Annotated in this window: 27 protein-coding genes and 3 pseudogenes; 11 read left to right on the top strand and 19 right to left on the bottom strand. The window is 57.4% G+C overall.

Translation table 11 applies throughout. From position 1 onward, the window contains the following. Positions 1–61 precede the first annotated feature (61 nt). From PACILC2_RS26400 to PACILC2_RS05485, 5 genes and pseudogenes are all read left to right on the top strand, one after another. Entirely contained in the window at positions 62–592 is a 531-nt protein-coding gene (locus tag PACILC2_RS26400; protein ID WP_244863255.1) for a hypothetical protein, read from the top strand. After that, positions 529–2,013: a cache domain-containing sensor histidine kinase gene (locus PACILC2_RS05500; protein WP_244863257.1), complete on the top strand. Its 1,485-nt coding sequence runs from the start codon at positions 529–531 to the stop codon at positions 2,011–2,013. The genes PACILC2_RS26400 and PACILC2_RS05500 overlap by 64 nt, the downstream gene beginning before the upstream one ends. Next, positions 1,991–3,067: a response regulator gene (locus PACILC2_RS05495; protein ID WP_244863254.1), complete on the top strand. Its 1,077-nt coding sequence runs from the start codon at positions 1,991–1,993 to the stop codon at positions 3,065–3,067. The genes PACILC2_RS05500 and PACILC2_RS05495 overlap by 23 nt, the downstream gene beginning before the upstream one ends. Then, the gene (locus tag PACILC2_RS05490) at positions 3,060–3,224 is read left to right on the top strand and encodes a hypothetical protein (protein ID WP_213527990.1); all 165 of its coding nucleotides are present in this window, start codon (positions 3,060–3,062) and stop codon (positions 3,222–3,224) included. The genes PACILC2_RS05495 and PACILC2_RS05490 overlap by 8 nt, the downstream gene beginning before the upstream one ends. Next, positions 3,221–3,801 (top strand): annotated as a pseudogene (locus tag PACILC2_RS05485) (LOG family protein). Before PACILC2_RS05490 ends, PACILC2_RS05485 begins: the two are co-directional and overlap by 4 nt. Positions 3,802–3,927: 126 nt before the next feature. On the opposite strand, the gene PACILC2_RS05480 reads toward PACILC2_RS05485, so the two are convergent. The 3 genes from PACILC2_RS05480 to PACILC2_RS05470 are packed head-to-tail and all read right to left on the bottom strand — an operon-like array spanning position 3,928 to position 6,718. Beyond that, positions 3,928–5,211, bottom strand: coding sequence for a TRAP transporter large permease (locus PACILC2_RS05480; RefSeq protein ID WP_213527987.1), 1,284 nt, complete (start codon positions 5,209–5,211; stop codon positions 3,928–3,930). A gap of 1 nt (position 5,212) precedes the next feature. Then, positions 5,213–5,695, bottom strand: coding sequence for a TRAP transporter small permease (locus PACILC2_RS05475; RefSeq protein WP_213527985.1), 483 nt, complete (start codon positions 5,693–5,695; stop codon positions 5,213–5,215). Positions 5,696–5,707: 12 nt separating this feature from the next. Further along, on the bottom strand, positions 5,708–6,718 hold the full coding sequence (locus PACILC2_RS05470; RefSeq protein ID WP_213527983.1) for a C4-dicarboxylate TRAP transporter substrate-binding protein: 1,011 nt from the start codon (positions 6,716–6,718) through the stop codon (positions 5,708–5,710). 261 nt (positions 6,719–6,979) lie between these two features. On the opposite strand from PACILC2_RS05470, the gene PACILC2_RS05465 reads away from it, so the two are divergent. From PACILC2_RS05465 to PACILC2_RS05455, 3 genes are all read left to right on the top strand, one after another. After that, positions 6,980–7,906, top strand: coding sequence for a MerR family transcriptional regulator (locus PACILC2_RS05465; RefSeq protein WP_213527981.1), 927 nt, complete (start codon positions 6,980–6,982; stop codon positions 7,904–7,906). Positions 7,907–8,095: 189 nt separating this feature from the next. Next, entirely contained in the window at positions 8,096–8,752 is a 657-nt protein-coding gene (locus PACILC2_RS05460; protein ID WP_213527979.1) for a hypothetical protein, read from the top strand. A 299-nt stretch (positions 8,753–9,051) separates the two neighbouring features. Further along, positions 9,052–9,273: a hypothetical protein gene (locus tag PACILC2_RS05455; RefSeq protein ID WP_062496277.1), complete on the top strand. Its 222-nt coding sequence runs from the start codon at positions 9,052–9,054 to the stop codon at positions 9,271–9,273. A gap of 135 nt (positions 9,274–9,408) precedes the next feature. Here the strand turns inward: PACILC2_RS05455 and PACILC2_RS29845 are convergent, their stop codons facing one another. The 3 genes from PACILC2_RS29845 to PACILC2_RS05445 form a co-directional block, all read right to left on the bottom strand. Next, positions 9,409–9,651, bottom strand: coding sequence for an N-acetylmuramoyl-L-alanine amidase family protein (locus tag PACILC2_RS29845; protein WP_504739379.1), 243 nt, complete (start codon positions 9,649–9,651; stop codon positions 9,409–9,411). Next, a complete protein-coding gene (locus tag PACILC2_RS05450; protein ID WP_504739378.1) occupies positions 9,606–10,526 on the bottom strand; it encodes an N-acetylmuramoyl-L-alanine amidase family protein in 921 nt (306 codons plus the stop codon). The genes PACILC2_RS29845 and PACILC2_RS05450 overlap by 46 nt, the downstream gene beginning before the upstream one ends. 126 nt (positions 10,527–10,652) lie before the next feature. After that, positions 10,653–11,546, bottom strand: coding sequence for an aldo/keto reductase (locus PACILC2_RS05445; RefSeq protein WP_280515280.1), 894 nt, complete (start codon positions 11,544–11,546; stop codon positions 10,653–10,655). A gap of 201 nt (positions 11,547–11,747) precedes the next feature. On the opposite strand from PACILC2_RS05445, the gene PACILC2_RS05440 reads away from it, so the two are divergent. The 3 genes from PACILC2_RS05440 to PACILC2_RS05430 are packed head-to-tail and all read left to right on the top strand — an operon-like array spanning position 11,748 to position 13,695. Next, positions 11,748–12,119, top strand: a complete 372-nt coding sequence (locus tag PACILC2_RS05440; RefSeq protein ID WP_062496283.1) for a GntR family transcriptional regulator — start codon at positions 11,748–11,750, stop codon at positions 12,117–12,119. Beyond that, complete coding sequence (locus tag PACILC2_RS05435; protein WP_213527977.1) at positions 12,116–13,009, top strand: ABC transporter ATP-binding protein; 894 nt, start codon at positions 12,116–12,118, stop codon at positions 13,007–13,009. Before PACILC2_RS05440 ends, PACILC2_RS05435 begins: the two co-directional genes overlap by 4 nt. Beyond that, positions 13,006–13,695 (top strand): hypothetical protein, encoded by a 690-nt coding sequence (locus tag PACILC2_RS05430; RefSeq protein WP_213527975.1) that lies wholly within the window; start codon positions 13,006–13,008, stop codon positions 13,693–13,695. Before PACILC2_RS05435 ends, PACILC2_RS05430 begins: the two co-directional genes overlap by 4 nt. 66 nt (positions 13,696–13,761) lie before the next feature. Here the strand turns inward: PACILC2_RS05430 and PACILC2_RS05425 are convergent. The 13 genes and pseudogenes from PACILC2_RS05425 to PACILC2_RS05365 form a co-directional block, all read right to left on the bottom strand. After that, a pseudogene (locus PACILC2_RS05425) lies at positions 13,762–15,047 on the bottom strand (ArsB/NhaD family transporter). A gap of 48 nt (positions 15,048–15,095) precedes the next feature. Further along, entirely contained in the window at positions 15,096–15,758 is a 663-nt protein-coding gene (locus PACILC2_RS05420; protein ID WP_213527974.1) for a class II aldolase/adducin family protein, read from the bottom strand. Between the two features lie 95 nt (positions 15,759–15,853). Beyond that, the gene (locus PACILC2_RS05415) at positions 15,854–17,128 is read right to left on the bottom strand and encodes a TRAP transporter large permease (RefSeq protein WP_213527972.1); all 1,275 of its coding nucleotides are present in this window, start codon (positions 17,126–17,128) and stop codon (positions 15,854–15,856) included. Next, positions 17,129–17,653 carry a TRAP transporter small permease gene (locus PACILC2_RS05410; protein WP_213527970.1) on the bottom strand — a complete coding sequence of 175 codons (525 nt, stop codon included), beginning with the start codon at positions 17,651–17,653 and terminating at the stop codon, positions 17,129–17,131. Between the two features lie 88 nt (positions 17,654–17,741). Then, positions 17,742–18,772: pseudogene (locus PACILC2_RS05405) on the bottom strand (TRAP transporter substrate-binding protein). A 90-nt stretch (positions 18,773–18,862) separates the two neighbouring features. Next, positions 18,863–19,885: a zinc-dependent alcohol dehydrogenase gene (locus PACILC2_RS05400; protein ID WP_213527969.1), complete on the bottom strand. Its 1,023-nt coding sequence runs from the start codon at positions 19,883–19,885 to the stop codon at positions 18,863–18,865. Further along, positions 19,860–20,573: a GntR family transcriptional regulator gene (locus tag PACILC2_RS05395; RefSeq protein WP_213527967.1), complete on the bottom strand. Its 714-nt coding sequence runs from the start codon at positions 20,571–20,573 to the stop codon at positions 19,860–19,862. The genes PACILC2_RS05400 and PACILC2_RS05395 overlap by 26 nt, the downstream gene beginning before the upstream one ends. Positions 20,574–20,613: 40 nt before the next feature. Further along, positions 20,614–21,990: a four-carbon acid sugar kinase family protein gene (locus PACILC2_RS05390; protein WP_213527965.1), complete on the bottom strand. Its 1,377-nt coding sequence runs from the start codon at positions 21,988–21,990 to the stop codon at positions 20,614–20,616. Positions 21,991–22,011: 21 nt separating this feature from the next. Then, entirely contained in the window at positions 22,012–23,274 is a 1,263-nt protein-coding gene (locus tag PACILC2_RS05385) for a ribulose-bisphosphate carboxylase large subunit family protein (protein WP_213527963.1), read from the bottom strand. Between the two features lie 195 nt (positions 23,275–23,469). After that, positions 23,470–24,255, bottom strand: a complete 786-nt coding sequence (locus PACILC2_RS05380) for a protein-glutamine gamma-glutamyltransferase (RefSeq protein WP_062496305.1) — start codon at positions 24,253–24,255, stop codon at positions 23,470–23,472. A 198-nt stretch (positions 24,256–24,453) separates the two neighbouring features. Next, complete coding sequence (locus tag PACILC2_RS05375; protein WP_213527961.1) at positions 24,454–25,506, bottom strand: SGNH/GDSL hydrolase family protein; 1,053 nt, start codon at positions 25,504–25,506, stop codon at positions 24,454–24,456. 62 nt (positions 25,507–25,568) lie between these two features. After that, positions 25,569–25,718 (bottom strand): hypothetical protein, encoded by a 150-nt coding sequence (locus PACILC2_RS27865; RefSeq protein WP_280515279.1) that lies wholly within the window; start codon positions 25,716–25,718, stop codon positions 25,569–25,571. Between the two features lie 14 nt (positions 25,719–25,732). After that, positions 25,733–26,347 carry a phytanoyl-CoA dioxygenase family protein gene (locus PACILC2_RS05365; RefSeq protein WP_213527959.1) on the bottom strand — a complete coding sequence of 205 codons (615 nt, stop codon included), beginning with the start codon at positions 26,345–26,347 and terminating at the stop codon, positions 25,733–25,735. Positions 26,348–26,416: the final 69 nt, after the last annotated feature.

Raw genomic sequence — 26,416 nt, 5'->3', positions numbered from 1 at the left:
GCTAAAATGTTTGATACGACCCGGACGGATGCCGTCCATGCGCTCAAGGGGGAACACCGCCATGGCGAAAACCGATGCAGTACGCACGATCACGATCAGCCAGCGTCTCATCATCATCATCGGGTTTTTCATCTGTTTTCCGGTCATGGTCATCGGATGGTATTGGTACCGATCGTCTACGGAAACGATCGAGGCGGCGGCGATCGCCACCTATTCCCGCATCGTCGGGCAGACGAACGCCTATCTTGATTTGTATATTTCCAACCTTGAAAACTCCACGTTCCCGTTTGTCAATCACCCGCAAATCCAGCAGTTTATCAGCCGTCCGTCCTTCACGCCTTATCAATATTTCCACATTGCCGAAACGATGGAGAGAGAGCTGTTTTCCCAAACGGTATACGGCCGGACGGACATTGTCGGACTTTCGGTGGTGGCGAGCAACAACTGGCAAATAACCGATTTCACACAAGCCAAAGGCTGGATCGACATGAGCGTCATCCGGGAACGGAACAAAATGTTTTGTCGAAAATGGACCAATGGGACAACTTTCAGATACTTGGACCGGGACGCGTCGGCGCGACGCCCGTGCTAACCGTCGCCCGCAAGCTTCACAACGCGACGACTTACCGGTATGAAGGGCTGCTCCTCATCGATCTCAACCTAGAGCAAATTGCCCATATCAGCAAAAACGCGTCGCTGAACGATATCAATGTCTGGATTGCCGATAGCGACGGACAAATGATCTATCACCCCGACGAAAGCAGGATCGGTAAGCCTCTGCCGGAAGCGACGCTCGCTCGGCTCGGAAGCGAAGGGAGCGGATATTACCGGAACGAGTCGGCAGGGAGCGGCAAAGGCGAAATCGTCATTCACGGCTATTCCCCGCTTACCGGCTGGCATGTCGCCGCCGACATCCCGCTGGAGACGATGACCGGTCCGCTCATCCGGATGCGCAATATCGCCCTGGCGGTCGGCAGCGCCATGCTGTTCGTCGCGCTCGCGATCGTCGGCGGCTACTCGCTCACGATCACGCGGGCGCTGACCTTTCTGCAGAAGCTGATGGCCAAAGTCGAAAATGGCGATTTCCATATCCGTCCGAAGAAGATCGTGGAGCGCAGCGACGAGATCGGTTCCGTATTCCGCAGCTTCTTCCGGATGACCGGCGAGCTGGACCGGCTCGTGCGCGAGGTGCATTCCTCCAAACTGAAGGAGCAGGAGCTGATTATCAAGCAGAAGGAATCGTCGCTGCAGGCGATGCAGTCGCATATCAATCCGCATTTTCTATACAATTCGCTCGAAATTATCAATTCGCATGCCATCGTGGAAAATAATTGGGCGATCAGCAAAATGACGACCGCCCTCGCCCATATGTTCCGGTACAATGCCGGAAACGCCAAGCATACCGTCACGCTTGCCGATGAGATCGCACATATCCGTTCGTACTTCGACATTCAATGCGCCAGATTCCGGCAGCTGAACGTCGAAATCGCGGTCGGCGAGGAGTGGCTTCCCCGGGTATCCGCCGTCCGGCTGACGCTTCAACCTGTCGTGGAGAACGCTTTCGTGCACGGGTACCGGAACCGCAAGCCCTCCTATATCGGCATTATCGGCGAGCCGGGCGCGGACGCCTTCACGCTGCGCATCGTAGACAAGGGCGCCGGCATGCCGTCCGATACGATGAACCGCTACAACCGGCTGTTCGCTTCCGGCGACGGAACGGATGACATAGCGGGCGACAAGCCGGAAGGGCAGACGGCGCAGACAGGACCGCTGACGGACGCCGCAGGCAGTGCAAGCGGCGGAGGCGGCGCAAGCGGAGGCGGCGGACACGGCGGGATCGGCCTCGTCAATGTGCACCGGCGTATCCGGCTGAACTTCGGGGAACCGTTCGGGCTTCGCATCGCCGAGTCGTCGCCGGGCAGCGGCACGACGATCGAAATTGTTCTTCCGTTGCAAACGGACAATCCAGACATGAAAGCGGGGGAAAGCGATGTACCGCGTCATGATCGTTGACGATGAGCATATGATCCATTTGAGCCTGCGCAAGCTGGTGGAATCGTCGGGCCTCGGCCTGACGGTTGCCGGCGAAGCCGAAGATGGCGGGGAAGCGCTCGCAATGCTTGACGAATGCTCGCCCGACATCGTCGTGACGGACATTCGCATGCCGGAGATGGACGGACTCTCATTTATCGAGGCGGCACAGGCGAAGCGAAGCGGCATCCGGTTTATTATTTTGTCGGGGTATGACGAGTTCGAGTATGCCAGGCGGGCGCTCCGCTACGGCGTCAGCGACTTCCTGCTCAAGCCCGTCGATCCGGAGCAGTTCACGCAGACGCTGCGCCGCGTGTGCGAACAGCTGGCAAGCAGCGAGAAGGACTTCCGGGACCGCCATCGGCGGTTTCTGGCGCTGCAGCCGCTGGCGCGCGAGCTTGCCGGACATATCTGGTCGGCTGCCGAAGATAAAGCCGCCGGAACGCTCGAGGCGATCGTCAAGCGTCTGGCGGCGGATGCGCATAATAGCGAAGACAGCGGCGCCTATGCGCAAAGCGTTATCGCCGCCGTCGAAGCGGCGCTTGAGGAGCGCAATTTCCGCTTTGAACGCGCCCGCGGCGCGGGCGCTGATTGGCCCGCGGATGCGGAAGGCGCCGCGGATCGCCTGCGCCAGGCCGTATCCGCCATGATCCGGGAAATCCGCGCCTCGCGGAATCTCGGGGCCGGGCATTACATTCGCCGCGCCGTCCGCTATATGGAGGAGCATTATACGCGGGAAGAGCTGTCGCTCACGGAAGTGGCTCATGCGCTCGGCATCTCCGTGCCTTACTTGAGCCGGTCTTTCAAGGAGGAGATGAACGTCACGTTCGTGCAGCATCTGACCCGGCTGCGGATGGCGAAAGCGAGGGAGCTGCTTGCCGATACGGACGATTCGACGACGGAAATTGCGCTGCAGGTCGGCTACTCGGACTATCCGCATTTCAGCAAAACGTTCAAAAAATGTACGGTCTCACCCCGACCGCCTACCGCAAACAGTTGCGCAGCGGGCAAGCATATCGCGGCCCGGAGTGAATAATCATGTCGATGTCGGTCACCCGTCGACAGCCGGCAACAAGTTCGGGCATCCGGAGGGGCAAGAGGGGGATTTCGAGCCGGGCGGATTTATGATAGGCTGGAGTATGTACGGTTTGACCGCCGGACAGGCGGCATTGACGGAGGAGGCTACAAGATGAAGCGCATATGCGTGTTTGCCGGTTCGAACGCCGGCGCTTCGCCCGCTTATGCGGAAGCGGCCGAGGCGCTCGGCGCGGAGCTCGCCGCACGGGGCATCGAGCTTATATACGGCGGCTCCCGAATCGGGCTGATGGGCCGCGTGGCGGATGCCGCGCTGCGCGGCGGCGGCAAAGTGACCGGCATTATGCCACGCGGACTGTTCGCGGGCGAGATGATCCATACCGGCTTGACGGAATTCAGGGAAGTCGCCGACATGCATGAGCGCAAAGCGCTCATGTCCGAGCTGGCGGATGCGTTCGTCGCTCTGCCGGGCGGGCTCGGGACGTTCGAGGAGTTGTTCGAGGCGCTGAGCTGGAGCCAGCTCGGCATTCACCGGAAGCCGGTCGGGCTGCTCAATGTCAACCGGTTTTCGATCCGCTCGTCGCGATGGTTTCGCATGCCGTCGAAGCCGGATTCGCCAAGTCTTCCAATCTTCAGTTGTTCGTATTGCACGACCGGGCAGCCGAGCTGCTCGACAGCCTGGCCGGCTACAAGCGCCCCGCTTTGGAGCATAAATGGGCGGAACTGAAGGTGTAGCCGGCACGACCACAGACGGCACCCTCCCGCAAGGAGGGTGCCGCAGCTTTTATGGATGACAAAAAGCGCCGCCCCATGCGGGGCGACGCCGCCAATTGAGCCAATCGTTTGGACATGGAATACCGCTTATTTCGACAGTGAAGGAAGCCAGAGCGAAATACCGGGAATGAAGGCCACCAGCAGGATGACGACGACCAAGACGAGCCAGAACGGCCACACTTCCTTGATGAAATCCTCGATTTTCACCTTCGTGATCGCCGTCGTCGCGAACATGATCGTGCCGACCGGCGGCGTAATCGTGCCGACGCTGAGGCAAAGGATGAAAAAGATGCCAAAATGAACCGGATCGATCCCGAGCGTCTTCAGCATCGGCATGAAGATCGGCGTCAGGATAATAAGCAGCACATTGCCTTCGACAAACATCCCCACCAGGAGCAACAGAATCATCATAACGACAAAAAACAATTGGGGATTGCCGATATACCCGGTTACCGCCGACGTCAGCTGCTGCGGAATTTGCTCCAGCGTCAAAATCCAGCCGAATGCGGTCCCTGCCGCGATAATGATCATAATCGTAGCCGTCAGGTTCACCGATTCTTTCAGCGCTTCGTATAGCTGGCTGCCTTTCATCCGGCGGTAAATCAAAAGACCGAGCAGCAGCGCGTAAATGATGGCGATGCCCCCCGCTTCTGTCGGACTGAACACGCCGAGACGAATGCCTCCGATAATGATAACCGGCAGCAGGATGGCCAGCACCGCGTCTTTGGATGCGACCAGAATTTCTTTCGACTTCGCCCGCTCGAGCTTCTCCACCTCGAACCCGCGCTTCTTCGCGATGAAATGCACGCATGCCATAAATACGGCGGCGAGCAGAAAGCCCGGCAATACGCCTGCCAGAAACAGATCGCCGATCGATACGTTGCCGATATAGCCGTACATAATAAGCGCAATGCCCGGCGGAATAATCGGGGTAATAAGCGACGTGGCGGCCGTCAGCGCCGTCGAGAAGGCCACCGGATAATGCCGCTTCGTCATCTCCGGCACCAGCACTTTGGACTGCATCGCGGCGTCGGCAATGTTGGAACCGGAAATCCCGCTCATGAGAAGGCTGAGCAGCACATTGACCTTGGCCAACCGCCCCGTCATTCGCCTCGTCACGACCTCCGCAAAATTCAGCATCCTCTCCGTAATGCCGGTATAGTTCATCAGAATGCCCGCGGTAATGAAGAAGACGATCGCAAGCAGCGGGAACGATTCGACGCCGCTCATCATGCGCTGAATCAAAATTTCCTTCGTAATGCTGTCATTGACGATAAAGTAATAGGCGCAGCTCGCGATCATCGCATACGCGACGGGAATGTTCAGGAAAATCAGGACGAGCATGAGGATAACCGTTATCGTAAAGTCCATCCTATTCCATTCCTCTCTTCTGCATAATATAGTCGCGATCGCGCCTGACGAGTACCCGGACAATATGGTACACGGCCAGCAGAGAGCCGATCGGCACCGCGATGATGATGAAGGTATAGCTCAGCCCGAGTACGGATGTCACTTTGGCGACGCCGTGAATCGTGTACTGCGCGCCCCAATAGACAAGCACGACGACAGTGGTGCCGAAAACGACAAGCAGCCGGAACAGCTGAAAGCCGTACTGCATCCGTTGCGGCATTTTGCGAATGAAATAATCGACGCCCACGTGCGTATTGTGCTTGACGCCCGAGCTGATGCCGATAAACGTAAGCCAGACGAACAGCGCCAGACTGATTTCTTCCGCCCACAAAATCGGCCGGTTCAGCACGAAGCGGCAAAAGACGTTCGCGCTGATCAGCAGCACGATGCCACTCAAAGCGGCGACTCCGAGATAATCGTCCAGATTGTTCAGAAACCGTTTCATATCGTCACCCGCTTACGGTTTATTTTCCAGAAGCGTCCGGATCGTCTGCTCCAAATCGGGGCTCCACTGCGGCACCCGGCTGAAGATGTCCCGCCCTTTTTCCTTGAACGGTCCGAGATCCACTTCCGTAATGGTAATGCCTTGGGCTTCGAATTGCTCCAGCACCTTCTCTTCTTCCTGCCGCACGATCTCTCTCCCGAATTGTCCCGCCTCGTCGGCCGTGGAGCGAAGAATGTCCAGCAGATGATCGGGAAGCTTCTCCGTAAACTTGGTGCCGGCGACCCATGGGCTGACGATTTTCGTATGCCCGGTCAGCGCCAAATATTTGGCGACCTCCTGGGTTTTTGACCCGGAAAGGACCGGCAGCGGGTTTTCCGCTCCGTCCACGATGCCCTGCTGCAACGAAGCGTACAAATCGGAAAGCGGCAGCGGCGTTGGCGAAGCGCCGAGCGCTTTGAACGTATTGATGGACATCTGGTTGTTCGGGACACGGATTTTCATGCCTTTCAGATCTTCCGGCGATTTGACCGGCTTGGTCGTCATGAGGTGCCGCTCCCCGTAAAACGTTTTGGTGGAAACGAATTCGAAGCCTTCGTCCCGCAACTCGTTTTCCAACCCCTTGAACCAATCCGTCGTCGTCAAATAAAACAGATCGTCCACATCGTCGACGATATACGGCGCGGTCAGAACGCCGAAGTCCGGAATGAACCGCATAAGAAAATCGAAACCGGTCAGGATAATGACGTTGCTGCCGAACAGCGCCTGCTCGATCACGTCCGCTTCGGAACCGAGCTGGGAACTCGGGTACAGATTCAAGCGCAGTTGCCCGCCGCTTTGCGCCTCCGCAAGTTCCTTCCATTTGCGCGCCACCTGGTCAATCGGTTCCCCCGGCTGATTGCCATATGCGATATTGATCGTGAACGTATCGTCCGGTGCGCTCTCCCCTCCTGAGCCGCAGGCGGAAAGAAGGAGAAGAAAGATCAGCAGCAGCGCAGCGGGCTTCCGCTGTTTCAAGCGATGCATAACCATCGGTTCCCCCTCAGCCGTTTTTTGGTAGCGTTTTCATTTCCTTGTACTATTTTATCATCATTTTTCGATATAAAAATAACCTTTTTTGACCTAAACATACCTTTTGATGAACTACAGCAGCGTCATAAAACCGGCCGGTCGTCTGAATATGTCGAATAATCGGGGTTGGGGGCGGGTCAAGCTGCTTATGGCAAAAAGCTTTGACTTTTCCCCGGGGGAATCGTTTATAGTCAATTGCAGGGAGGCGATGCCATTATGAAGATCAAGGAAGCGGTAAGACTGACCGGTTTGACGCGCAAAGCGATCTACTACTACGAACAAGCGGGCCTGCTCGCTCCGGCCACCGATTCTTCCAATCAATACCGCATCTATACTTCGGACGATATCGAACGGCTGCGGTATATCCGCACCCTTCGCAGGCTGGGCATGCCGATACGGGATATCCAAACGATGCTGCAGCATCCCGAACAGGCTGTTTCTCTACTTCGAAAACAACTGAAACGGATCGAAGCGGCAGCGTCCGAACTGGAACTTTGCCGCAGCGCCCTGTCGGTCTTGATCGAAGCGGCCGAACAGGCGCCGGAAGACGGCGGCCGGTCGCGGATACGGGAGGCGGACCTTTGGGCCGACGCGGCGGAACAGGAACGCAAACGGCGGGACGACTATATGCGCCGCAAGCTAATGGAGCTGTTCCCCGGAACGATGGGCAAATTTATGGCCCTTCACTTCGGAGCGTTTCTGCACGAGCCCCTTGCGGGCGAGGATAAAGAATCGGCCTGGAAACGGCTTGTCGACTACGTTGACGGCATAGAACCGTTCGATATCCCCCCTGCCCTGGCCGCGCAAATCGACCGGATGAGCGAGGCAGAAATCGAAGAAGCAGCAGCCGCGTACCGGGAATCGCTGCAACGCTTCATATCGCCGACGGAGCCGGAATACGAATCGCTGAAGGAGGAAATGCGCCGGCAAGCCGAACAATTCGGGAAATTGCCGTTCAACCGGGAACAGGTCGCGTTAACCCGCCAGCTCAAGGACAGTCTCGACAGAGCGGGCTTCTACGATGTGTTCGTTGAGCAAATGCGCATTCTGAGCGCCGACTATCGGAACTATCTGGAGACGCTCGGGCGACTTCAACGGGATTTGAACTTGCGCTACGACGACTATGGCATGCTGACGATCTGAATGCCGGACGGCGATATTCGATCTTCCGCCGATACGATGCTGCGACGCATCGTATCGCGGTATCCGGAAAAGATCCGCTTGACACCGCAATTGCTATACGTTATGATCGATTCAAAACATATGTTCGCACATTGTGGGAAGCACCCGCAAGCAAAGGATCGTTCTACGGTCCGGCTTGCGGGTGCTTTTTTGCCGCAATGGCGCGGCATGACGGGAGGTAGCGATAATGCGCAGCAAATGGTCGGCCGTCGTCTTGATTCTTCTTTTTCCATGCTGATTCCGGTTGGAAGCGAAGTTTCCGCCGCCAAGCTGGCGATGACCGAATCGGTCGCCGCCAGATTGGACGGAACGGTCGCCGCCGCCTCCGGAACGTTCAAATCTCGTCTTCGCACCGATTACGACAAGCTGGCTTTGCTGCAGAAGAAGGAGCTGCAGCTGGACAGCGACTTGAAGTCGGCGAGCGCCGCCAACAATCAATACGCGGCCCAGGTGCGGAAGCGGATCAACGAAATTGGCGCAGCCCGAATCCGGCAGCTGGAGACGGCCATTCAGAAGACGACCGACAAGTATCAGCCGGTGTTCGCCACGTATGACGCCCTGCGCGACAGCGCCGATCTGGCCAAATCGCTGGGTAACAAGGAATTGGCCGCCGCCATCCGCAAGCAGGCGGACGGCATGAAGCCGGCTATCGAGCTGGCCCGCGCGGACATTCGCAATCGCAAGGAGCAGCTGACTGCAGCCAAGCGGGAAATAGCGAAGCAGAAGAGCGGCATCCGCGACATGTTGAAGGAAACCGATGCCGTCAAAAACGGATCAGCGCGGAGCGAAAAGCGGTCGCGGCTCTGAACAAGCAGCTGTCGCCGGCCTGGAGCAACTTTACCAAGGCGCTTAGCCGGAAGGATGCCGCGAGGGCGGCAGACGCGCTTGGCATCGTGCTGTCGCTGTGCGCCGACAACGTCAAGCTCAAGGAGAAGATGCTCGAAATGGAACGTTCGATCGGAAAGACGATCGCCAATGCCGACGCGCGGCTGCGAACCTTGCTCTGATCGCAGACGGATTGTCCGATTATCCGGTCCGGCTTGCATCGTGCCGATTATGCGCTACAATGGGGACAGCAGGAACGACCATGACAAGGAGAGATGGCTGTGGCGCAATATCGCAAGTTGGAGACGGACCGCGATTTTCAGGAGGCGATGGAGCGCCAGCATCCGCTGCGCGTATTCCGGGACGACTACGTCATCGATTCCGGCGGCGTCATCGTCCGCTTCGACAACAGGACCGTCGTCGTGCAGACGGGCGTTGGCGACATCGCCTACCATCCGCGGCAAGAGTGCGAATTTTTCGAGACGAGGCGCCGGCCGTCCTGAAGCGCAGCCGTTCCGGCCATTCACGGCGCGGAATCGGGTGCGACTGCGAGCGAACGAATGTTTAACGGCACAATACAGCGAAGAGCCGGCCCCGACGGATCGGGCCAGGCTCTTCGTTTTTTGCCGAGGGCAATCTTATACCCGGGATGCGCTGCCGGCGAAATAATCGGCCAGCCCGTTGGCGATGGCGACGACGGCATTGCGCTGGTACTGTTCGGTGCGCACAATCTTCTCATCCTTGGCGTTGGACAGGAAGCCCAGCTCCAGCAAAGCGGCAGGCCGGTCGTTTTCACGCAGCACATGGTAGTTGCCGAACGAAACGCCGTTGTTTTTCAATCCGATGCCGTCCGCCAGCCGTCTTGCGATCGCGCGGGCCAACAGCTCGTCCTTATCCGCGTAATAGAAAGCCAGCGTACCCGATGTATTTTTTGCGAGGAATTATAGTGAATGCTGATGAAGGCATCGGCCGCATTCCGTTCGCTGATGTCGACTCGTTCCGAGAGCTTCGGGTTGCTGCCGTCTTTCGTCCGCGTCATGATTACCTTCGCTCCGCGGGCTACCAGCTCGTCCCGCAACAGCTTGGCCGTCTTCAGATTCAACTCTTTCTCAATCGTTTCCAGCGTCGTGCCGATCATCCCGGGATCGTCGCCGCCGTGGCCGGGATCAATGACGATCAGCTTGCCCTGCAGCTTCCCGCTGCTCCGGGAGACCGGGGACGTCTGCACGGCCGGCGCGGCTCCGCCCATTTCGACGTAGGTTTGCGAAACCCACCCGGTCGTTCCGCCGACACGAATGTTCAGCCACCCGTTGTCGGCTTTCAACACGGTCAATTTGTCCCCTTGCTTCAATCCGGCAATAACGGGATGCGATGTGCCCGGGCCTTCGCGAACCCGGAGCGAGTCGGCCGTGACCGTGCCTTGCTGCTCCAGGTTATGGTCCGCTTTCCGAATCGCTGCCGGCGATGCTTTGCCGCCTTTGTCTCCGCTTGCCTTTTTCAAATAATAACCGGCTACCCAGCCTTCGACACTTCCGGCATCGATGCGATACCATCCGTACGACTCCTTCGTAACTTCTACCCGTTCGCCCCGGTTCAGCTTGCCGATTACATCGGCATTTTTAGACGGCTCGCTGCGGACGTTCAGATTGTCCGCGTTGACGATATAGGCCCCGGCGACACTTGCCTCGGCAATGCGAAATGTCGGAACGATCAGCACGATACAGAGGATAGCGGCAACCCAGTATGTTTTTCGCATAGGCTCTCCTTTGTTTCGTCGTCTTTCTACTCTATTTTCTGTTGCCGAAAAGTTTCCAGATCGAGTATACCAGAATCATGCGGGGCTGTGACCCTCCTAAACTCCTGTTTTTTAACGCTTGGAGTCTTATACGATGTCCAGCGGCAATTTGCGAGTGGGCGGAGGAAAGGCGCTATCGAGCCGCCGCAGCTCTTCTTCGGTCAGCATCAGCGCGCCCGCTTCGGCATTGGCCCATACGTGATTCTCGGAGGACGCCTTCGGAATGGCGATAACGTCCCCGCCGCGAATGCACCACGCCAGCAGCAGTTGGAAAGGCGTAATATTCCGGTCCGCGGCGATGTCCCGAACCGTCTCGTTATCGATCAGTCCTTTCCGGAGCGAACCGGCCTGCGCCAGAGGACAGTAGGCCATCGTCGGCAAGCGCCGCTCGCGCTGCCACGGCAGCAAATCGTACTCGATGCCGCGGGAGCCGGGATGATAGAGCACCTGATTGAGCGCGCACCCGGCCCCTTTCGGCGTTTCGAACAACTCTCGCATATCGGAAACGTCGAAATTGGAAACGCCCCAGCGGAGAATTTTCCCTTGCTCTTTCAGCCGCTCCATTCCTTCCGCCACTTCATCCAATGGGACACGTCCCCGCCAATGGAGCAAGTAAAGATCGAGCCGATCGGTGCCGAGCCGCTTCAGGCTCGCTTCGCAGCTGGCGGCAATCCGGTCCCGGCCGGAATTGTGCGGATACACTTTGGAAACGAGAAACACCCGGTCCCGCATCCCGGCAATCGCTTCCCCGACAAGCCGCTCCGACTCGCCTTCCCCGTACATTTCGGCGGTATCGATCAACGTCATGCCGAGCTCCACGCCCAGCCGCAGCGCCGCAATTTCCGATTGTCTGCTTCCGGGCTTGTCCCCGATGTTCCACGTCCCTTGCCCGAGGGCAGGCACTCGCGTACCGTCCGGCAACGTTACCGTCCGCTTCGCATTCGCCTCGGCAATCCGCATAATCGCTTCCCTATTTGCCATGCCGTTCTCATCCCCTTCCCTCGATCGTTTCTTTCAGACTTGACTCTATTCTATCAGGAAATACCGGTTTATGGTTGAAAAATACGATAAGCGGCTGTCGGCTGCATCGCCCGAAATTGGGCCGTATACAACTATTGACAGGAAAGATGCAATGTTGTATGGTTAGTTACATGAGTAATGAACCAGTTTGGTGGTGAACAGATGGAGTTTATGGTCGATGACAGCAGGCCGATTTTCGTCCAGATCGCAGAACGGATCGAAGACGATATCGTGGAAGGGCGATTGCCGGAAGAGTCGCAAGTGCCTTCCACGAACCAATTCGCTTCTTTCTATCGGATCAATCCGGCTACAGCCGCCAAAGGCGTCAATTTGCTGGTGGATCAGGGCATCTTGTACAAGAAACGGGGGATCGGCATGTTCGTAGCTCCGGGCGCGAAGGCACGGCTGATGGATAAGCGCAAGGAACGGTTTTTCGAGCAGTATGTGATGACCATGCTTCGCGAAGCCGAGAAGCTGGGCATTACCGTTAATCAACTGACGGAAATGATTCAGAAAGGGGCCAATCATCGATGACGGCTGTCGTAGAAGTGAGTCGGCTGACCAAGTCGTACCGCGATGTCACGGCGGTGGACGATGTCAGCTTTGCCATCGAGGCGGGGAAAATTTACGGGTTGCTTGGGCGCAACGGCGCCGGGAAGACGACACTCATGCAAATGATTACGGCGCAGGCATTTCCGACAATCGGAGAATTGCGCGTGTTCGGCGAATCGCCGTTCGAAAACAACCGGGTGCTGAGCCGCATCTGCTTTATCAAGGAAAGCCAGAAATATCCGGACAACTATCGCGTAGCCGACGTTCTCGATCTATGTTCCGACCTGTTCCCGAACTGGGACCGGGATTTCGCCGACCGGCTGGTCGAGGCGTTCCGTCTGCCGCCCAAGCGGCAAATGCGCAAGCTGTCCAGAGGGATGCTCTCCTCCGTCGGCATCGTCGCCGGCCTTGCCAGCCGCGCGCCGCTTACGATCTTCGACGAACCGTACCTCGGACTGGATGCGGCCTCCCGAAGCCTGTTCTACGAGTTACTGGTCGAGGATTACGCGGAACACCCGCGCACGGTCATTTTGTCCACTCACCTGATCGACGAGGTCAGCCGGATTCTCGAGCATGTGATCGTAATCAACGACGGGCGGGTGCTGATCGACGAAGAAACCGATTCTTTGCGCAACCGCGCGTTCACCGTCTCGGGCGCGACCGCCGATGTGGAAGCTTTCGCCAAGGGAAAAACCGTTCTTCATCGCGAAACATTGGGCGGTCTCGCATCGGCCATCGTAGTCGGCAATCCCGGAGCGGATGACCGGCAGCTTGCCCGATCGCTTCGGCTTGAGCTGGACAACGTTCCGCTGCAGCAATTGATCGTCCATTTGACGAGCCGCAAATCTTACGGCAAGGAGGCGAAAGCATGAGGAATCGAACGTCGACCGTCATCAAGATGCATCTGAAAGACCGGATGTCATGGTTTTTTATCCCATGGGTGTTCGTTCTGTCTTTCGCATTCGCTGTCAATTATACGATCAGCTTCTTTCTTGACGAAGACCTGTATACCGGCGGTCTGGCATCCATCATCATTTACACGAACGTGGTCGGTTTCATGACATTGCATCAAACGTTTCCGTTCGCGCTCGGTTACAGCATACGCAGAACGGACTACTTCCTGGGCACGGCGGCGACGGTTGCCGGCTTCAGCGCCATTTCGGCCTTGCTGCTGGCGTTACTGTCGGTCATCGAAAGCCGCTGGATCGTCAACTGGGGCACCGGTCTCCATTTCTTCCATTTGCCTTATCTGTCCGACGGCACCGTTTTGCAACGTTTCTTCATCTTCTTTATTGTCTTGCTGCACATGTATTTCCTCGGCTTCGTCCTGTCTTCCGTTCATAGACGGTTTCGGATGACCGGGATATTGGCGGTGTTCATCGCCTTCCTGTTGCTCAGCGGCATCTTCTCGTTCGTCATGTTAAAGTACAACCTCTGGATCGACCTGTGGAGCTGGCTTGCCGGCCATACCGCTTTCCAGCTGTCGTTATGGCTGGTTCCGCTCGTCGTCCTGTATGCGGCGCTCTCCTATTGGCTGCTTCGCCGGTCCGCGGCATAACTTCCCCGGCCTGACAACACCGTCAGGGCTACGGCCCCGACGGTGTTTCTTTTATGCCAACGCAACTTATATTAAATACCGGAAATAAATGTAAACGGCGGACAGGACAATCGACATGATCATGAGCGGAAAACCGTATTTCAAAAATTTCAGGAACGTAATCGGATATCCTTCTTTGGCGGCCAGACCTGCCGTAATGAGATTGGCGCTCGCGCCGATCAGCGTGCCGTTGCCCCCGAGGCAAGCCCCGAGCGCAAGGCTCCACCACAGCGGCTCCAGATTGTCGATTCCCATATTGCCCATCTCCTGAATGAGCGGAATCATCGTTGCAACGAACGGTATGTTGTCCATAAACGCCGAAAACAACGCGCTCATCCATAAAATCAGCATGGATGACGCCGCAAGGTCTCCTCCTGTCAGCTCGATCGCCTGCACGGCCAAGCTGCGGACGACTCCGGTGTCGACCAGCGCGCCAACAAGCGTAAACAGGCCGACGAAGAAGAAAATCGTCGTCCATTCCACGCGGGTCAGCGCTTCCTCCATCGCATGCTCGCCGGCAAGAAGCAGCAGGATGAACGCGCCGGCCAGCGCCACGACGGAAGACTCGACATGCAAGAGCTGATGCAGAAAAATCCTGCGATCGTCAAACCGAGCACAATGAGACAACGGATAAGCAGCGGCCGATCCGTAATCAGCCCGCTGTTGTCCATCTCCATAATGCCGCGTTTGTTCGCCTCGGACGTTGCCATCTGCTTGCGGAACATAAAGATGAAGAGCGGAATATGTGCCGCCATAATGATGGCGACGATCGGCGTCAAATGGTTGATGAACGCCATGAACGTCAGCTCCGGCACGGCGCTGCCGATCATAATGTTCGGCGGATCGCCGATCATCGTCGCCGTTCCCCCGATATTGGACGCCAAAATTTGCGAGAACAGAAACGGAAACGGATGAACGTTCAACTGTCTCGATATGCTGAACGTGACCGGCACAATAAGCAGCACGGTCGTCACGTTGTCCAAAAACGCCGAACAGACGGCGGTTACAACAGCCAGCGCCGCCATGATTTTGATCGGGTCGCCCTTGGCCCTTTTCGCCGCCCACACCGCCATATAGGTAAACACACCGGTCTTGGCGGTTACGCCGACGATAATCATCATGCCGATCAGCAGGCCCAGCGTGTTGAAGTCGATGTGATGCTCGATAGCCGATTCGACATCGACGATGCCGAGCGCGACCACGATCAGACCGCCCAGCATGGCTACGATTGTCCGGTGAACCTTCTCCGCTATAATCATCGCATAGGTGATCAGGAAGATGCCTATTGCCAATAATGCCTGATGATCCGTCATAACTCCTTCACCGATCCTTCAGTTCGCTCGATTCGCTGATGCCGCATCTTACAGCGGCCAATTTCTGCGCGGCTTGTAGCCGGCGTTCTCCAGAAAATCCCGTTCGGTCTCCGGCGCAAGCCCGGACATCGGAATACCGGCGGATCGGGACACGACCAGCATCCGGCATGCCATCTCCAACGTCTGCAGCGCCATCCGCGTCTCGCGAATCGTCGTGTCATAGACGAGCACGCCATGATTTTCGAGCAGCAGGATGTTGGCCTGCTTCGCCTTCGCCCGCACCCCCTCGCCGAGCGCTTCGCTGCCCGGATGATGGTACGGAACGCGCTCCACCTTCTCCAGATAGTACATCGTCTCCACGAACCAGTTGGACGGGATTTCGATTTTGGAGCAGGCTACGAGCGTGCTGTAAAAAGGCGACGCGTGCAGCACGGCGCCGATTTCCGGCCGGCTCTCGTATACGGCGCGGTGCATCGGCGTTTCCTTGGACGGCTTCCTCCCCTCGGCGCCGTAGACGTTGCCGGACAGATCGCATTCGATCAGGTCGTCGTCGTCAAGCTCGCCGAGGAAGGTGCCGCTCGCGGTAATCAGATAGCGATCCCCGGCGGTTCTGGCGCTGATGTTGCCGGCATTGCCCCAGGCCAGGCCGTACTCCATCATATATTTGCCCGTATGCCGCAGCTGCTGTCGAATCAGTTGCTGTTGCGTCATCGCGAAGCAAACCTCCTATCTTTCATAACGATCATGATGATGCGAAATGGCCGCCTGAAGCGGCCATTCGTTGCCGGATCTGCAAATTCCGGCGATTACTTGAGCAAATTCGGAACAAACATCGAAAGCTGCGGAATATACGATATAAGCAGCAGCGTAATAAGCAGCGTCACGTAGAACGGCAGCATGCCTCTCGTAATTTGCAGCAGATTGATTTTGGCCAGCTGCGACGAGATGAACAAGTTGATGCCGAGCGGCGGCGTGCACATGCCGAGCGCCAGATTGACGATCATGATGATGCCGAAATGAACCGGGTCGATGCCGAGCTGTACGGCAACCGGCGCCAGCAGCGGAGCCAGAATGATGATCGAAGCGTTCGTCTCCATAAACATGCCCACAAGGAGCAGGAACAGGTTGACGAGCAGCAGGAACACGATCGGATTGTCCGAAATGCCGATAAAGAAATTGGCGACATCTTGCGGAACCCCTTCCCGCGTCAAGATCCAGCCGAACAGGCCGGCGCTGGCCAGAATGAACATGATGGCCGATGTCGTGACGACGGACGAAGTCAAAATGCCCAAAAGCTGCTTCAGCTTGATCTCGCGATAAATGACGACACCGACGATGAACGCGTAAAGCACCGCAATCCCGGCCGCTTCCGTCGCGGTGAAATAACCGCCGTAAATGCCGCCGAGAATGATGACCGGCATAAGCAGCGCCAGGAACGATTCCTTGAACGCTTGCCACAGCTCTTTGCCGGATTTCCGCGTCTCTTTGGCATATTTGCGCTTCCTTGCGATAATGACAACGGTCATGATCAAGGACAGCCCGATCAGAATACCGGGGATAAGCCCTGCCATAAACAAATCGCCGATCGACGTTTCCGTCGAAATGCCGTATAGAATAAGCGGGATGCTCGGCGGAATAATAACGCCCAGCTCGCCGGACACGGACTGTACCGCCCCGGAGAAATTTTTATGATAGCCGCGGGCGATCATGGCCGGAATGAGAATGCTGCCCAGTGCGGCCGTCGTCGCCGCGCTCGATCCGGAAATCGCGGCAAAGAACATCGACGTGACGACGGTAACGATAGCCAGGCCGCCGGAGAAATGGCCGGTCAGCGCGTTGGCGAAAGCGACGAGCCGTTTCGAGATGCCGCCGTATTCCATCAACACTCCGGCAAGAATAAAGAACGGAATCGACATCAGCGGGAACGAATCGGTCGATGTAAACGACCGCTGCACGAGAACGGTAAGCGGCGTGCCGCCATCCCACCAGATCGCTACTGCCGAAGCCAAGCCCATCGAGATCGCAATCGGGACGCCCAGCGCGAAAAACAGAATGAGGAACCCAAATAATACAACGCCCATTTACTGTTGCTCCCCTTTCTTCAGCACTTCGGCGATCTCGGAAGTTTCCACATGATCTTTGGTCATAAATTCAAATATGACCGCAATCGCATTCAACAGCATCAAAGCGGCGCCGATCGGAATCGCCATATAAGGGATATTCATCGGAATCCCGAGTGCGGCCGAATGTTGCCGTCCGACAATACCCATCATATCGTTGCCCTGTACGAGCAGAATGATAAAAAACACGATCGAAATGAGCATCGTCGCAATTTTAAGCACTTTGCGCGCTTTCGCGCCGACGCTTTCGGCAACGACCTCAATGGCGATCATCCGGTGCTGGCGCAGCGCCAGCGGCGCGCCCAGAAACACCATGTACACCATCAGGTAACGCGCCACTTCCTCCGACCAGGTCAGCGGCGAATGGAATAAAAACCGGCTAAAGATTTGCGCGATAATAATGACGGACATAGCAGCCAGAATAAGGCCGACGATTATGCCTACAACCTTGTTTATTGCATCAATCCATTTCATCACTGTCTGCATACGGTTTGATCCTCCCGAGTGAACAGGAAAGCCGGTGTCCCTGGAAGGACATCATACCCGGAACACCGGCCCGTACCCGTCGATTGGGTTATTGAGTGTTCACAATGCTGTCATACAATTCTTGACCGTATTGCTGCGCAAATTTGCCGTGCACGGTTTTGGCCGCTTCCATGAACGCTGCCGTATCCGGCTCGACAACCTCCATGCCGCTTTCTTTGAGCAGCTTCAGCAGCTCTTCTTCCTGCTTGGCGACCAGGTCGTTCTCGAATTGCGTCGCTTCCTGCGCCGCCTCTTCGATCGCCTTCTGCTGTTCGGGCGTCAGCTTCTGATACGTAATATCGCTCATCGTCAGCATGACGTAACCGTAAACGTGGTGGGTCAGCATGAGATATTTTTGCACTTCCTGAATCTTGTTGCTGGCAATGAGCGCGAACGGGTTTTCCTGCGCGTCGATAACGCCGGTTTGCAGCGCCGAGTAAACTTCGCCGAACGCCATCGGCGTCGGAGAGGCGCCCATCGCCTTCCAGGCTTCGATCGATGCCGGAATTTCCGGAACGCGCAGCTTCAGACCTTTCAGATCGGCCAACGTTTCGATTTTTTGTTAGCCGTCAGTTCGCGCGGACCCCTTACCCAGAATTCCAAACCGCGAATTTGCGCGTTGTCGAGCAGATCTTGTTTCAGCTGCTTCCCGATATCGCCATACAGCACTTTCTCCAAATGCTCCTGATCGCGGAACAGATACGGCAGCTCCAAAATGCCGTACGGCTCGTAGAAGTTGGACAGTACGCCTGCTACAAGCGCAAAGTCGACAGAACCGAGCTGCATCCCTTCAATCAGGTCGCGGTCATTGCCCAGCGTGGAGCTGGAATACACTTCGACTTCGACGCTTCCGTTCGTCTTCTCTCTTACAAGCTCGGCAAACTTCAGCGCGCCCAGGTGCCAGGCATCGGTGTCACCGGCGATATGTCCGAGCCGCAACGTCACTTTCTTGCCCGTGCCGCCGCTCTCTCCCGTTTCGCCGGAAGTTGCGCCGCTCCCTTCTTTGCCGCCTCCGTTGCCGCAAGCTGTAGCGCTTACACACAGGATCAGCGCCAGTAATAATGCAATTGTTTTTTTCATGCTGTTGACCTCCCCATGTCATTTAAGAAAGTAGAGAATATAGTCCGGCTTCACTGCGCAGCGGCGTGAAGCCAGCCTTTCCAGGTTCGATTAAAAGGTAACGAGTACTTTCAGGGACGAGTCTTCCTTCTTGTCGACCAGCCTAAACCCTTCGGCCGCTTGCTCGTAAGGCAGCTTGTGCGTCACGAGCACCTCTTCGTTGACCGCACCCGCGCCGAGCAGATCGATGGCCGTTATCGTGTCTTCGCGGGTATAGGTCATACAGCCGACAATTTCCTTCTCCTGATTTTGCAGGTTGTGGATATCGAACGTCTGGTTGCCGTGGAACATCGCGATCGTGACCATCCTTCCGCCTCTGCGCAGCAGCCGCAGCGACTGATCGATAATGTTCGGAACGCCCGCAGCGATCAGCACCTTGTCGAATTCCCCGCCGACCAGCGCCTTCGCCTCGTCCATCCATTCTTGCTTGTTCGTGATGTTAAGCGTATGAGTCGCTCCCATCCGGCCTGCGCTCTCCAGCGCATAGTCCATGACATCGGTGACGAGTATCGTCGTGGCCCCGGCGGCCTTCGCCGCCGCCATGGCGAGCAGCCCGATCGGACCCGCGCCCAGAACCGCGACCTTGTCCCCGACCTGAATGCCGGCTTTGCGTACGGCATGAACCCCTACGGCGAACGGTTCGACCAGCACCCCTTGCTCGTAGCTCATGTCATCCGGCAGCTTGAACACGGTCACTTCCGGCGCCGCGAAATATTCCGCCATCGTGCCGTACCAGCCGCCTACGCCGGGCGCCTTGCGATCCGCGCAATAATTGACTTCGCCCCGGAGGCAGTATTCGCATTTGCCGCACCCGACCTGCGGCTCGACGGTGACACGGTCGCCCACTTTAAACTTCGTCACAGCCTCGCCGACTTGAACGATTTCGCCGGCGACTTCGTGCCCGATAATGACCGGCGGTTTCCGGAACGGATGCAGCCCTTTATACGTGTGAATGTCGGACCCGCAAATGCCGGCGACTTTCACCTTGATGAGCACTTCGTCCGGTTTTATTTCCGGTTTCTCTATATCTTTAACAACAACGCTGTAACTATCCTCCACATAGACGGCCTTCATCAGCGGTTTCCCTCCGTTTCGGTCTGATCAACGATGTCTCTCTAAATAAAAGCTTTTGCTTCGAGTGCTGCAGATGATCTCTCATTCGTTCGACGCTCGCTTCGTCGCCCCGCTTCAGCAATTCGAATATGTCGCAATGCTCTTTATAAAACCCTTCCATCCGATGCGGATCTTTCCGCAGATGGCGCAGCGTAATGCGCAGCAGATGATCCTGGTAATTCAGAAGCACCCGGTAAATTTCCTGATTTCCGGTAAATTCGCATATGAGCAGGTGAAACTGATGATCGGCCTTCGCGAACGCTTTGACATCCAGCTTCTTGACGACTTCTTCGGTTTCCCGCAGATTCGCCTCCAGACGTTCGCTCTGCTCCGCGGTCAACCGTCGCAAAAGTTCGCGAACGTTATGCGTTTCCAGCGCGGTCCGCAGATCGTAAATGTCCATGATGCGGTCCAGCGCCAAATCGTTAATAAAAATGCCCTGCTTGGAGGAAACCGTCACGAAGCCTTCCGACTCCAAACGGGTGAGAGCCGACTTGATCGGCGTTTTGCTCATCTGCAGCAGCTCGATCAATTCGCGCTCCGACAAGAAACGTCCCGGCTCGAATCGCTCATCCAAAATTCTTTCCTTGATTTCATCGTAAGCAATGTCTTTTAAAAGACGGGCTCCCGACCCTTTTGACTTGTCCATTCCTCCAACCTCCTCTGTCTGTCGTCCAATCGCTCTTCCCTCAATTCGCGGCCGCGTCCCGGACTTTGGCAAAATAATCCGGGCTTCCGAACTGTCCGCCTTTCAGCGCCAGCTCGACGCCGTCCATTCTTTCGTCCTGCGAGTAAACGCGGCACAGCGGCGCCCCCGGCGATATCGGCGCCAGCATTTCGAGACCGTAGATGCCCATCTCGCTTGTCACGAACCCGGAGGTGTCGCCGCCCGCGATCACGACTCTGCGCAGTCCGGTTTCCAGCATGATGCGCTTCGTCCAACGTCCGAGCTGGCGTCCGATATATTCGCCGGACTGCGAACCGTTCACGCCGATGGCCGCCAGCCGCTCCCGCGTCGCCTTGATCGCCTCGTCGTCAGGCCCGAGCGCGGTGTAGAGCACGACGCTCTCCCCTTCGTTCAGCCACCGGATCGCTTGTCCGAGCAGTTCCTCCGGCATACGGTCCCTGTCGGCGATCGCTTCGACCGGAATTTTGATCCCGCGGAAGCCTTGGCCGAGCGCCGTCTCGATTTGCCGCTTGCTGACCGCCGAGGCGCTGCCCGATACGGCCAAAATCCGGTCCGCCGGGACGATCGATGCGCCGCCATCGGCCGTTTTCCGCTTCGCTCCCGCAATGCCGGCCTGTTTCCAGTATGAGGTCAGCGCATATTCGACGCCGGAGGACCCGACGACGAAGCGGGGGCCTTGGGCCGCATCTTCCCATATTAATCGGGCGCTGAGCGCCAGACGCTCTTCGTCCAGCACGTCGAACAGCAGAACGGACGGCTTCTCCTCCAGCTTTCGACGGAAACGGGCGGCAACGGCGTCCGCATCCCCTTCCAGCTCGAGTATGTTCATCAGGCCGATCTCTTCGTCAAGCTGCTTGCGAAGGTGAAGCCGGAGATCGGCTTCGTCCATCGGCGTGACCGGATGGCGGGACATGACCGGATGACGGTCGAGCCGGTAAACTTCGCCGTCCATGCGCGCGAAATGCTGGCCGAACAGCGTATACCGTCCGAGCGCAGGTGCGCCGACAAGCAGCGGCACGGTCGTCTGACCGGCGAAGAACGGCCGCGACACCCGAATCGCCTCGCCGATGCTGCCGATTTCCGGCGAGGAATCGAACGTCGAACACGTTTTGTAATGCACGATCGGCGCTCCGATACGCGACAACCGCTCCATGACCGGCCGCACTTCCCGCTCCAGCTCGCGCGGCGTCTTGGCCCGGCTGGTGCCGGCGACGCCGACGCAGCGAATGCCTTCGAACCGCTTCAGCATGTCCGGGGTCGGCGCCTCGAGAAACAGCATGGTGCGGTAGCCGCCGAGCGCCAACGCTTCCATCGCATCGGTCGATCCTGTGAAGTCATCCCCGTAAAAGGCAAGAAGAAGCTGTTGTTCTGTCGTCATGGTTTCCCCTCCAAGTTGATGCTACTTCTTCCCGAACGTGCGGATCGCCGCCTGCAATTCCGGGCGGGAGCGCGCATACTCGTCTAGCTCGATGCCCTGCACGGCCGCCTCCCAGCCCTGGCGCATGCTGCGGACGCCTGCGGCAATCCCTCCGGGATGGGCCAGAATGCCCCCGCCCGCCAAATGAATGACGTCTTGCGTCGGCACCGCCCGGTACGTCGGAATTGCGCTGCCGGCCCATTGCGCGGAAGACAGTACGGGCATCACCGTGTAGCCGCCGAACATCGGCGTCAGACAATCCCGGATCGACTGTGCGACCGACTCGTTGCTCTCCGCGAATTTGCTGTTCAGCCCGTTCGTATGCAGATGGTCGACGCCGGCAAGCCGGCACAATTTCTGGTACGCGGTAAAGCTCATCCCGAGCAGCGGACAGCGGGTCATGGCGCCCCATTGATTGCGGTGGCCGTGAATCGGCAGCTCGGCATACTGGCGCAGATGGGCAACGCCCGCCCATCCGACGCTGTTGATGCTGACCATGACGCAAGTGCCGCCCGCCTTCGCTACGATATCGTGCCGGCGCCGCATCTCGTCGATATCGCCGCTAATGTTGAACGCGTACATCATCTTCTTGCCCGTCCGGTCGGCGGCCCGCTCGATTTCTGCCATCACCGCGGCGACCCGCTGCTCAAACGGCGCGGCCGGCGGATCCCCGCACAGCTCGTCATCCTTGACAAAATCGAGCCCCGCTTCCGCCAGCTCCCGAATAAGCGGGCCGTACTCGGATATCGGCAAGCCGATGCTCGGCTTTACGATCGTCCCGATGATCGGGCGGTCATGCACGCCGGCCAGCCGCCGCGTTCCTTCGATGCCGAATTTCGGCCCCGGGTAACGCGCCGCGAACGCTTCCGGCAGCTCCAGATCCGTCAGCCGGAGTCCGGAAAATTCCCGAAGCTCGTACAAGTTGCCCGCTACGGTCGCAAGCAGGTTCGGCAGCGAAGGACCGAAGTTGTGCAGCGGAAAGGACAGTTTCACGATCGCTCTCCGATAGACCGGCTTGTCGATCCCCGGCGGCACGTAACATTCCGGAAGCGAAGGCCGGTCGTATTCGCCGATCTGTTCCAGGCCGACGATCTGCGCGCCGTGTTGCGCTTTCAATTCCGGCGTCTCGCCGGGCACGGCAATAAACGTTCCCGTCGATTGCTCGCCGGCCATCGCTTCCGCCGCTTTCTCCAGCGGGTAAGGCGTCTCGATTAGATATGTGGCAATGACTCGTTCATTATGCAAATCAGCACCATCTCTTTCCCGGAACCATAAATCCATCTTAGATCTATCTTAGATCTATGTGATATCTATATTAGTTATACCGCTTTCAATTGTCAAGCCGTATCTTTTTTTGTCCAATTTTGTAAAAAGAAAAAGAACAGCCGGTCGGAGACGATGCTCCGCAGGCTGTTCGGGTTCAAACGAACATGACCGCCGTTATACGGCAAACGAGACGGAACCGATCCGGGCGATAACAGAACCGGTCCTCCCGCTCAACCGGCGAATGTAATTGAAATCGGGCCGCAGCACAGTATCGGTCAAATAGGCGGGGATGACGCTCCCCGGTCTTCTTCTCCGGTTTAACGTTTCCAAAATGGCTTCGCCCGTCCGAATCCCCATGCCGTGGCCGAAATAGAGGTTATCGCCGAGCACGACGGCATTCTCCCCCTGCCATTCGGGCGTTGCGGGATTGAAATCGGGATTTTTGAAATACAGAATGTCCCCGATATTCGCCTCGTTCAGGTTATTCGTCGTAATCAGGCGCAAATCGCTGTCGTACTGCCAGTCGTACAGCAGCAAATTGGGGAAATAATAGTCAAACGCGGCGTTCCCGATCATATCGAGCGTAGCCTTGTACAGTATAATCACCATAGCCGTAGCGCACTCGAAAGCATAAAGGCGGCCGTTCACAAAAATATCGCGCAGGCCGTCCGAGGGCCTGACGCCGCTCTTCAGCCTGATCCCGCCGTTGGCGTCCACACTCCAGTATTGCGGATTGGCCCGGGAATATTCGAAGACGGCGAAGGCGGCGCCGCTGGCGTTCATCGCCCGGGAAGCTTCCGCAATCCGGCTTCGCATGTTCAGCTCGAACACGAGCGCTTCAGGAGAACTGTAACGGTAGACGACCGGACTTCCCAGCTTTTTGCGCAGCATGCTTCTTTCCAGATCGGACTGAGCAAGCCGGACGATCTGTTGTTCGCTCAGCCCGGGAACGATAATCATGAACACGCACCTCCATCTTGAAGTTCGGCATATAGGTTATTGTACGTGCGCGTCACGATTTGGTGCAGTAATTCGGCATTGCGATTGGCATTGCGAATTGGTACTGCGACTCGGTGCTGCGTCTTGATGCAGCTTTTGGTGCACCGATTGGTGCAGCGGTTTGGCACAGCGATACGGTGCAGCGGTTTGGCCAGGCCGTCACGCAACCGTGCCGAGCATCTCCCGGATAACCGGCTCCAGGCCGTCCGCCATTTGCATCAACCCGAGATCGGTCGGATGAATGCCGTCAACGGTGCAGTCCTGGCCATGACGGCGCAATAGCGTTTCCCCGTCGAAAAAGCGGATATGAGCATCGCCGGCTTCCCGCAGCGACCGGACCAGCTCGATTTGCATCGCTTTGCGTTTTTGCTGCATCTCTCTTGCCTTATCGTCAAACAACTGGTTGGCGAACAGGATGCGGGAAAGCACCAGAATCGGCACTTCGGGATGCGTTTCCCGGTAAATCCGGATAAACTGCGGCAACGTTTCCGCATAGAGCTCCGGCGATACGCTGTTCGCTTCGTAGTCAAGCACGAGACAGGCCGGATCGGAAATAGCCGCGATATTGCGGGCCACTTCGGGCTCGCCTTTGCCGCTCCCCGAAAAGCCCAGATTGATGAACTCCATATTGATCCGCCGGCTCAGCACGTTGGTATAGCACATGCCCGGACGGGAAGCGCATGCCCCTTGCGTAATGGACGTGCCGTACACAATGATTTTGCCGCTGCGGTCATAAGCGGGAGGCGCCTCGATCGCAGCTTCCGGCGCGAGGCCCACCGACACCTCCTCCACGCCCTGGTACAGCGGGAAATTCAGCACAATCGTACGCATCTTGCCGGACCCGTTCTCGATCAGCACCGCTTCATATTCCGCCTCGTCGGCGCCGAATCTCGCCGTGCTCCGGTAATGGAGGGCGCCTTCCGCTTCCTCGTAGCAATCGAAGCCGGACTGACCCGTGGCGGGCATATGATACATGTCGGACGGTCCCGCAAGGCGAACGCGGATCGCCAGCCGGGAAGAATCGGTGCGGAACCGGATTTGCCCGCCGGCGGTATGGCGGGCCAGATAATCGACCGCCTCCGGCAGCGGATGCGGCGGCACGACAGGGAATCGCCGATAGATGCCCTCCTCATGCAGCCAGGCAAAGCCGGCGACCGCGATAGGCGGCCGCAGCGGATCGTGCCAGGACCAGCCGGCTGCGCCCAAGCTCATGCCCCAAACCTCCCCATTCTCGGAATGATCGTGAAAAACGTGCGCAATGGCCGGTCCGTTCGTTATTGCCGAATCGTCTTGAAGCCGTACTGGAAGTCCCACGGACGGACGAACTTCGCGTCGCCCGGCAAGTAGATGGTGACCAGGCCGCGGCGGCCGCGGTCGCTGCGGTTCGGAAAGCTGCGATGGATCGTCAAGGAATGATGGAACATCGCCGATCCCGCTTTCAGTTCGACCGGGACTTCCCGGCTGGAATCGACATCCTCTTCCGCCAGCCCGTATTTTGGTTACCGCCGAACTCCCGGTGCGGAACGAGCGACCGGTGCGTGCCCGGAATCATATGGACGCAGCCGTTCTCGACCGTCGCATCGTCAAGCGCCACCCAGCAGCTGATCATGTTGTAAGGCTCGACCTGCGTCCAGTAAGCGTGATCCTGATGGAAAGGCACTTCGCTGCCGTGATGGGCGGGCTTTACAAACATTTGGTCGGTGTACAGCTTGATATGCCGGCCGAGCAGCGATTCCACCACATCGACGATTTCCGGACGGGTCGCATGGTTCCAGAAATACGAATGATTATGACACAGATGAAAAGCGACGCGAATTTTTTCCCGTCTCGGTATGTCGTCTTTCCCGATCGTTCCCGGTTCGAATTGAAGCTCGAAATCGTCGCGGCCCGTGTCCGCATCCGGCTTCAGGCGGCCGTCCAGAACGGCATCGGTCATGTGCCGGAGTTCTTCCAGCTGCTCCGGACTCAGCAGATCCGGCACGACCAAAAAACCGTTTTCATGAAAGCTGTTAACTTGTTCTGGCGTCAATTTCATCTCGTTCGATCCCTCCATCTTTCATATCTCCTCCTTTATTATAAAAGAAATTCACTGCCTAAAATATATAAAATGACGAAATTTTTT

The sequence above is a fragment of the Paenibacillus cisolokensis genome (assembly GCF_018403665.1).
Lineage (GTDB): Bacteria > Bacillota > Bacilli > Paenibacillales > Paenibacillaceae > Paenibacillus_AH > Paenibacillus_AH cisolokensis.
Note: the sequence above shows the minus strand (reverse complement) of the source record. Positions and strands in the feature narration are given on the sequence as shown.

Bases quoted from the DNA above. Each gene is read 5' to 3' on its own strand.
- PACILC2_RS05415 (WP_213527972.1), bottom strand. From the start codon at position 17,128: ATGGGCGTTGTATTATTTGGGTTCCTCATTCTGTTTTTCGCGCTGGGC.
- PACILC2_RS05465 (WP_213527981.1), top strand. From the start codon at position 6,980: ATGAAGATCAAGGAAGCGGTAAGACTGACCGGTTTGACGCGCAAAGCG.
- PACILC2_RS05420 (WP_213527974.1), bottom strand. From the start codon at position 15,758: ATGACGCAACAGCAACTGATTCGACAGCAGCTGCGGCATACGGGCAAA.
- PACILC2_RS05380 (WP_062496305.1), bottom strand. From the start codon at position 24,255: ATGATTATCGTTCCCGGGCTGAGCGAACAACAGATCGTCCGGCTTGCT.
- PACILC2_RS05495 (WP_244863254.1), top strand. From the start codon at position 1,991: ATGTACCGCGTCATGATCGTTGACGATGAGCATATGATCCATTTGAGC.
- PACILC2_RS05410 (WP_213527970.1), bottom strand. From the start codon at position 17,653: ATGCAGACAGTGATGAAATGGATTGATGCAATAAACAAGGTTGTAGGC.
- PACILC2_RS05440 (WP_062496283.1), top strand. From the start codon at position 11,748: ATGGAGTTTATGGTCGATGACAGCAGGCCGATTTTCGTCCAGATCGCA.
- PACILC2_RS05500 (WP_244863257.1), top strand. From the start codon at position 529: ATGGACCAATGGGACAACTTTCAGATACTTGGACCGGGACGCGTCGGC.
- PACILC2_RS05375 (WP_213527961.1), bottom strand. From the start codon at position 25,506: ATGAGCTTGGGCGCAGCCGGCTGGTCCTGGCACGATCCGCTGCGGCCG.
- PACILC2_RS05450 (WP_504739378.1), bottom strand. From the start codon at position 10,526: ATGCGAAAAACATACTGGGTTGCCGCTATCCTCTGTATCGTGCTGATC.
- PACILC2_RS05400 (WP_213527969.1), bottom strand. From the start codon at position 19,885: ATGAAGGCCGTCTATGTGGAGGATAGTTACAGCGTTGTTGTTAAAGAT.
- PACILC2_RS05480 (WP_213527987.1), bottom strand. From the start codon at position 5,211: ATGGACTTTACGATAACGGTTATCCTCATGCTCGTCCTGATTTTCCTG.
- PACILC2_RS05365 (WP_213527959.1), bottom strand. From the start codon at position 26,347: ATGGAGGGATCGAACGAGATGAAATTGACGCCAGAACAAGTTAACAGC.
- PACILC2_RS05430 (WP_213527975.1), top strand. From the start codon at position 13,006: ATGAGGAATCGAACGTCGACCGTCATCAAGATGCATCTGAAAGACCGG.
- PACILC2_RS05395 (WP_213527967.1), bottom strand. From the start codon at position 20,573: ATGGACAAGTCAAAAGGGTCGGGAGCCCGTCTTTTAAAAGACATTGCT.
- PACILC2_RS05475 (WP_213527985.1), bottom strand. From the start codon at position 5,695: ATGAAACGGTTTCTGAACAATCTGGACGATTATCTCGGAGTCGCCGCT.
- PACILC2_RS05470 (WP_213527983.1), bottom strand. From the start codon at position 6,718: ATGCATCGCTTGAAACAGCGGAAGCCCGCTGCGCTGCTGCTGATCTTT.
- PACILC2_RS05390 (WP_213527965.1), bottom strand. From the start codon at position 21,990: ATGACGACAGAACAACAGCTTCTTCTTGCCTTTTACGGGGATGACTTC.
- PACILC2_RS27865 (WP_280515279.1), bottom strand. From the start codon at position 25,718: ATGTTCCATCATTCCTTGACGATCCATCGCAGCTTTCCGAACCGCAGC.
- PACILC2_RS05435 (WP_213527977.1), top strand. From the start codon at position 12,116: ATGACGGCTGTCGTAGAAGTGAGTCGGCTGACCAAGTCGTACCGCGAT.
- PACILC2_RS26400 (WP_244863255.1), top strand. From the start codon at position 62: ATGGCGAAAACCGATGCAGTACGCACGATCACGATCAGCCAGCGTCTC.
- PACILC2_RS05445 (WP_280515280.1), bottom strand. From the start codon at position 11,546: ATGGCAAATAGGGAAGCGATTATGCGGATTGCCGAGGCGAATGCGAAG.